We start from the raw sequence: 7527 nt of genomic DNA, 5'->3' as shown, positions 1-7527 counted from the left end.
AGTGATGCGCTTTTGCCAAGCCTTGATGATTGAGTTATATCGACATTTAGGTGCAAATACAGATGTTCCTGCGGGAGATATCGGTGTAGGCGGGCGAGAGGTCGGTTACATGGCTGGCATGATGAAAAAGTTGAGTAACGATACTGCATGTGTTTTTACTGGGAAGGGAATTTCCTTTGGCGGTAGTCTTATGCGTCCTGAAGCAACAGGCTATGGAACGGTTTACTTTGCTGAAGAAATGTTGAAAACACGTGGCGAAAGTTTTGATGGCAAAACGGTATCAATTTCAGGTTCCGGTAACGTTGCTCAATATGCTGCTGAAAAAGCCATGTTCCTCGGTGCAAAAGTCGTAACTTTATCGGATTCAAATGGCACTGTTTATCTCAAGAACGGATTTACAGAAGAATTACTTACAGAAGTAATGGAACTCAAAAATGTTCAACGTGGACGTATTTCTGAGTTTGCTTCAAAGCATGGTTTTGAGTATTTTGAAGGTCAGACACCTTGGCATATTGCTGTTGATATTGCTCTACCGTGTGCCACACAAAATGAATTAACGGGTGCCGATGCTGATAATCTATTAGCAAATGGCGTAATCTGCGTAGCTGAAGGTGCAAACATGCCTTCTACCTTGGAAGCTGTCGAAAAATTTATTGCAGCGAAGATTCTTTATGCTCCTGGTAAAGCCTCAAATGCTGGTGGAGTTGCAACGTCAGGTCTTGAGATGTCACAAAATGCTCTTCGTTTTGGTTGGACACATGGTGAGGTTGATGAAAGGCTTCATGCGATTATGAAAGACATTCACGCAAACTGCTTACGATATGGTACTCAAGAAGATGGTACTGTGAACTATGTCGATGGTGCAAATATCGCTGGTTTTGTCAAAGTAGCAGATGCAATTCTAGCTCAAGGGATTTATTAATCTTTGAACAAAAAAATCCGATGCATCTGCATCGGATTTTTTGACTGAAATTATGATTATTTAACGATTTCTTGTTCAACAACCATATCTAATACATCAGCAAGACTTGACTGATCCGCTGCCGGATTTTTTATCTCAAAACGTTTTACACGTACGATCACGCGTTGCTTAGGATTGTGTTCAAACCCTTCGATTTGACCATAGTATAAAGACCAGCTTTTATCAGTATATGTTTTGATACCTTTTTCGTCGTATTTTACTTCACGTACTTGCATACAAGTTTGTGGTGCAACGCCTGTACATGATTTAGTTTCAGGTGAGATTTCTAAAAATACGGTTTTAGGCTCTGATTGATATTTTGTTTCAGGTGTCATTTTACCGATGAAATTATATTTTTGACCTTTAGCATCTGTAAGCGTCAAAGTCGGTTCGTGTAAGTTTGTAGTATTCACTTCAAATGGGATTTGACGTTTTTGTAATAATTCACCTGCAAACTTCTCTTGCTGCATCAGTGCTGGTTCACATGCCATCATCGTTGATGCGCCATCACCTGTCACGATCAAACCATTCTCGACTTTCCAAGATGTATTTAAGCGGTTACAGCCTGTATCTACTGATAAGCGATCATTATTTAAGAATGTTAGAACGATAGGTTTTTGTGTATTTGTCGGTTGGTATGACCATATGTAATTGCTTAATACATTTGCATTCACAATTTTAGTTCCTGTAAATACATGTTTTTGCCCTTTGCTGTCTGTTACAGTCAGGATTGCTTGATCATTGCTTGTACTAAGTGAAAAAGGTACTTTCTTTTCGCTAAAAATATCAGATGACAAACGCTCTTGTTGCATTAAATCATTAGCACACGCCATCATGGTTGAAACAAGAGGTGAGGTGACAATTTTGTTGCCTTCAACTTTCCAAGTTCCACCTTGATTATTACAACCTGTTTGAATCGTTACTCTTTGATCAGCGTTAAATGAAAGCACTAATGGTTTTGAAGCTGTAGAACCTTGATAAGTCCAATTATATTCAGTTAGATTTTTTTCAGCATTTGAATTGATTTGAGAAACTACACCGTCAGTTACATTTTGTACTGTTTGACAAGCCATCAAAGAAAGAGGAAGTAGAGCAAGAACTAAATATTTAATTTTCATCGTTAAAACAACAGTTAATAAATCACAGCCTTAAGCTTAAAGTATTATTAAAAAAGAAAATGTAATCCAGTTAGCGGTTAAGTTTGTTAAATGTATCTGATTGTAATTTTTAGAAAAGCATAATAGATACTGAGGTTTAAACGAAATTGTTAAACCTCGATTTAAATATTTGGTAAATAATCATCTTTAGTCGAAACGATAGATATCCATGCCAAGTGAGCCCATCGAGAAACTACTGTGCACGATATTAAATCGATGACCTGTGCCCATAGCGAAAAAAAGTGGGGCAAAATGCTCAAGCGTAGGGTGGTTACGTTCTATAAATGGCAATGAAGGCCAATCAAGGACAGCATCAAAATTTTGATGTTGGAGTCGATTGACGACAGTATTTCTAAAAGTACTAGCCCAAGTAGGAACTTGAGCATTTGTATGCCATGACAACTCAGCCAAATTGTGCGTTATGCTTCCTGATCCGATTAATAAAATCTGTTGTTCACGCAGGGGAGATAAAGCTTGTCCAATCTTGTAAATTTCTTTTGCATTCATTTTTGTTGGCAGTGAAATTTCTATCACTGGAATATCTGCATCTGGATACATATGTAATAAAGGCATCCATACACCGTGATCACGAGGACGTGTGCTATTGGCATGTGCCTGAATACCAGCTTCTGCAAACATGGATAATATTTTTTCAGCAATTGTTGGTGATCCTGGTGCTGGATAGCGAATTTCATAAAGCTCTTTAGGAAAACCTCTAAAGTCATGCCAAGTATCTGGTCGAGTGGCAATATTGACTTCAAGAACTTGACTTTCCCAGTGTGCAGACATGACAACAATCGCTTGTGGCTCAGGTAAGTTGATACTCAAGCGATGTAGTGCAGGACCAACCTGCTCTGGATCTAGTGCAAGCATAGGCGAACCGTGGGAGATAAATAAGCCTGGTAAAGTTTGCACATTCATAATGGGGCACCTGATCGAAATTACCTATTTATCCTGACAAAAACATCAAGACAATGATAGCGGATTAAACTCAACAGATTGTTCTATAATCAGAACAACCATATTCAACGTTAAGCACGATGGTAGGGATGATTATGGTTAATGCTCATGGCTCTATACAATTGTTCAATTAATAAGATTCGAACCATTGGGTGAGGCATCGTTAATTTAGATAAAGACCAATGCCATGCTGCTGCTTTGCGTACTGCATCAGAATGTCCGTCAGGTCCTCCAATTGCGAGTGCAATATCGTTACCATCAAGCATCCATTGTTTCATGGTATCGGCAAGCTTTTCTGTACTGAGTTCTCTGCCACCGACTTCCAGTGCAATTAGGGTTTCATTAGGTTTGAGCGCATTTAAGATACTCTCACCTTCGATTTGACAATATTTTAAAATATCTGCTTCTGAATCATTTTTACCACGTTTAGCCATAGGTAATTCAATGACTTGGGTTTGAACGAAAGGCTGAATTCGTTTGAAATAATCCTCAAACCCAGTGAGAACCCATGCAGGCATTTTTTGCCCAATAGTCAGAATACGAATCTTCATAAAATTTAAAGGTAAAAATAATTTATGCGGATTATAAACTGAGTCGAAGTTGCTAGGTAATTTAGATCTAAGTAATAGCTGTAATAAAAACTAAAAAAAGAAAATTTATACTCGCCATAAAAAACGCAGCTCAAAATGTGTATGAGCTGCGATCAAAGTGCCTTCCGTCTGGAGTTCAGAGGGCACTAAAAATTAGTTTCAGAGTCAATGTTAGCCTTTATTTTTATCGACTCTATTTTATTATGCAATAAATTGGTTGTTTTTCAATCAAATTATGTAACAAAAAAGAGAGCCGAAGCTCTCTCTTTAATCATGATCTTTACATCAATGACGTGCAGCTTTTGCATCTTCAACTGGTTTAACAATTGGTGTCTTAGGCAATGGCTTTGGTGTATCTGTCAACGCCAAAGGTAAGATTTCATCAATGCTTTTCACAGCTTTGATTTCTAAACCTTCTTTTACGTTATCAGGTATTTCAGCCAAGTCACGTACATTGTCTTGTGGAATAAATACAAGTTTGATTCCACCGCGGTGAGCTGCTAAAAGTTTTTCTTTTAAGCCGCCAATACGTAATGCGCGACCGCCTAAGCTAGTTTCACCTGTCATCGCAATATCTGGGCGAATTGCGATACCAGTAAACGCTGACACTAGCGCTGTAGTCAAAGCTAAACCTGCCGATGGACCATCTTTTGGTGTCGCGCCTTCTGGTAAGTGGACATGGACATCAGTTTCATCGAAACGTGATGCTTCAATACCCAATTCATCAGCACGAGTACGAACAACTGTCATCGCAGTGGTAATTGACTCTTTCATTACATCACCGAGCGAACCCGTAGTAATGAATTTCCCTTTACCTTTTACAGCTGCGACTTCAATAGTCAATAACTCACCACCAACAGATGTCCAAGCCAAGCCATTTACACGACCTACTTGAGCTTCATCTTCTGCGATACCAAAGTCAAACTTATGTGGACCTAAGTATTCAGGAAGATTTGCCGATGTCACATCAAGCTGTAAGTTTTTAGATTTTTTGCTGACTGCTTCTTTAACAACTTTACGTGCAATTTTAGACACTTCACGTTCTAGACTACGTACACCAGCTTCACGTGTATAACGTTGCACGATGTCACGAATCGCTTCTTCATGAATTGTTAATTCTTTTGCACGTAAACCATTGTTCTTGATTGCTTTCGGAACAAGGTAGCGTTCAGCAATATTTACTTTTTCATCTTCGGTATAACCCGGTAGACGAATGACTTCCATACGATCCAGCAAAGCTTCAGGAATATTCATGCTGTTAGCTGTACAGATGAACATTACTTCTGAAAGATCAAGATCAAGGTCTAAATAATGATCGTTGAACTTGCTATTTTGTGATGGATCTAATACTTCAAGCAATGCAGAAGCAGGATCGCCACGATAGTCTTGTGCCATCTTGTCAATTTCATCGAGCAAGAATAATGGATTCTTCACACCGACTTTTGTTAAAGACTGCACAATTTTACCTGGCATCGCACCGATGTAAGTACGACGATGACCACGAATCTCAGCTTCATCACGCACGCCACCTAGCGCCATGCGTACAAACTCACGACCTGTTGCTTTAGCAACCGATTCACCTAGTGAGGTTTTACCTACACCCGGAGGACCAACTAGACAAAGAATAGGACCACGGAGTTTTTTCACACGTGATTGAACAGCAAGGTATTCAACAATGCGATCTTTAACGTCATCTAGACCGTAATGATCTGCATCCAGAATTTCTTGTGCTTTTGCCAAGTTAATGCTGACTTTGCTTGCCTTGTTCCAAGGTGTATCTAGAATCACTTCTAAATAGTTGCGAACAACTGCCGCTTCACTTGAAGCAGGTTGCATTGCTTTGAGTTTACGAAACTCAGCTTCAGCTTTTTTACGTACATGTTCAGGTAAGTCAGCTTCAGCAAGACGCTTCTCAATCTCAGCAACATCATCCTCAGCACCGCCGTTCATATCAGACAGTTCACGTTGAATGACTTTCATTTTTTCATTTAGAAAGTATTCACGTTGGTTTTTTTCCATCTGACGTTTAACGCTGTCGTGTAGGGTTTGTTCAATTTGCTGTTCAGCAGATTGATTCATCAAATAACCCATCAACTCTTGTAAATGTGCCTCGAACTCATCGTGCTCTAAAAATTTCTGTTTGACTTCGATATTTAAAGGCACACGAGTTGCAACGAAGAACATCAATTGCAGAAGATCTTCAATCTTGTTTGCAGCCGCAACAAGTTCTCGTGCATTCCGAAGTTTAGCTTCTGCATATTGAGCAAAGAGTGTACGTAATTCATTTAAGCGAGTTTCTTTACTTTCTTGATCCAAGTCCACTGTCATTGGGCTTAAATGATGTTCAGCAGTCAGATACTCTTCACCATCAATGATACGCTCTAGCTTCGAACGATGTAGTCCTTCAATCAATACTTTAATGCAGTTTTCATCATTCTCATGATTGACCACTTGAACGATTTTAGCCACAGTTCCGTACTGATACAGATTATCGTGATCAATTTCTTCTGTAAGCGAATCTTTTTGCGCAACTACAAATACTAAATTGTCACCGTTACGAGCCACATCCACTGCATTGATCGATTTTTCACGACCCACGAATAGCGCAATTTGCATGTGTGGATAGACCACAACATCACGCAATGCTAATAGTGGTAATACACTTGGAACCTGTGGCTCTAAGCTTGTTTCATTATTTAAAATATATTCAGACATGGGCACTCCTAATGAGTGACAACGGTGTTGCCATGTTTTTATAGTGATGTGCATTTCAAAAATTACAAGGGTTTTAGAGTAGAAAATATAAAAAAAGACAAAATTAGTTGGTTTTAATATTCAAATAACTCTAAAAATAATGTTTGTGAGATGGTGTGATGAGTGCATCAAGTGGTTGGTCCCAGATGTTGCGGTGTAAAGTTTCTTCAATATATTGAAAATCATGTGCTATCCCTAAACGAAAGGGAAAATGGCGGGCTGATGCAAGAGTACGGTCATAGAATCCGCCACCCATACCAATTCGAGTACCATGATGATCACAAGCGAGTAGGGGCATGATCAAAAGATCCAACTTTGAAACATGATGTCCACGACTAGCCATTGGTTCTTTCATACCCAAAGGATGATGGGAAAAGCGTTTGTTTTTATATTGTTGGAGATTGATTTTTACCCAGACTAAATTCTGATTCATGTTGCAAATCATGGGTAAATAAACATCTTTGTGATGTTGGAAACAAAGTTGAATAATTTTTTGAGTACGTATTTCCCCAAATGCATCTAGGTACAGACCAATTTTTTGAGACGTTTTAAATTGTGGGGTGTTTTTAAGTCTGTTTAAGATCTGATGTTCGTTTTTTTTATGTTGTGAAATACTGACATTTTTACGTTTTCGACGAATGTCACTGCGCAGAGATTTCAGATGATCTTTCATAGATGCCACAACAATTTTAATTACTGTAAATCTTACTTGATTTAATCCCTATATTTAATCAGATTGCTCATCTAAATATTTTTTATGACCGGAAAAGCTTCCACGCATTTTTTTAAAGCGCTCCTCAAGAGGTCTTGAGTCGCGCTATAAATTTTTTTGGTAAACATTTTATTTAGTGTTTACTGAATAGTCTAAATTAAGCTAATGCATAAATTATTATTTCTTTATGAAAATATCGAATAAGAACAATGCTTTTTTGAACATGTGAACCGTACCGGGTTTGTCGGAGACTTTTTATTTAAGTTAGGCCACCTGACCTAACAGATTAATTTTATCATAGTACATTGCTTCAAACTCAAAAGGCGACACATAACCCAGTGCACTGTGTACACGCTTTTTATTGAACCAATCTACCCAGTTTAGTGTCGCAAG

The 7527-nt window shown here is 38.5% G+C and carries 7 protein-coding genes; 1 reads left to right on the top strand and 6 read right to left on the bottom strand.

The features are described from left to right. Window positions 1–922, top strand: a 922-nt coding sequence (locus tag A2003_RS10160; protein WP_286687294.1) for a Glu/Leu/Phe/Val dehydrogenase dimerization domain-containing protein, incomplete at its 5' end; no start/stop codon positions are given. Window positions 923–978: 56 nt separating this feature from the next. On the opposite strand, the gene A2003_RS10155 is transcribed toward A2003_RS10160, so the two are convergent. From A2003_RS10155 to A2003_RS10130, 6 genes are all read right to left on the bottom strand, one after another. Further along, on the bottom strand, window positions 979–2079 hold the full coding sequence (locus A2003_RS10155; RefSeq protein WP_286687293.1) for an META and DUF4377 domain-containing protein: 1101 nt from the start codon (window positions 2077–2079) through the stop codon (window positions 979–981). Between the two features lie 186 nt (window positions 2080–2265). Continuing rightward, entirely contained in the window at window positions 2266–3039 is a 774-nt protein-coding gene (locus A2003_RS10150) for a DODA-type extradiol aromatic ring-opening family dioxygenase (RefSeq protein WP_039048258.1), read from the bottom strand. Window positions 3040–3149: 110 nt separating this feature from the next. Then, window positions 3150–3629 carry a 23S rRNA (pseudouridine(1915)-N(3))-methyltransferase RlmH gene (rlmH, locus tag A2003_RS10145; protein ID WP_004912481.1) on the bottom strand — a complete coding sequence of 160 codons (480 nt, stop codon included), beginning with the start codon at window positions 3627–3629 and terminating at the stop codon, window positions 3150–3152. A gap of 324 nt (window positions 3630–3953) precedes the next feature. Then, window positions 3954–6383 (bottom strand): endopeptidase La, encoded by a 2430-nt coding sequence (lon, locus tag A2003_RS10140; RefSeq protein ID WP_039048259.1) that lies wholly within the window; start codon window positions 6381–6383, stop codon window positions 3954–3956. Window positions 6384–6513: 130 nt separating this feature from the next. Further along, complete coding sequence (locus tag A2003_RS10135) at window positions 6514–7095, bottom strand: 5-formyltetrahydrofolate cyclo-ligase (RefSeq protein WP_004963152.1); 582 nt, start codon at window positions 7093–7095, stop codon at window positions 6514–6516. A 303-nt stretch (window positions 7096–7398) separates the two neighbouring features. Continuing rightward, a partial coding sequence (locus tag A2003_RS10130; protein WP_353743763.1) for an IS3 family transposase occupies window positions 7399–7527 on the bottom strand: 129 nt, incomplete at its 5' end.

Origin of the sequence: Acinetobacter sp. GWC1_38_13, assembly GCF_001767535.1 — a bacterium.
Lineage (GTDB): Bacteria > Pseudomonadota > Gammaproteobacteria > Pseudomonadales > Moraxellaceae > Acinetobacter > Acinetobacter junii.
This window is presented reverse-complemented; position numbering and strand designations above follow the sequence as displayed.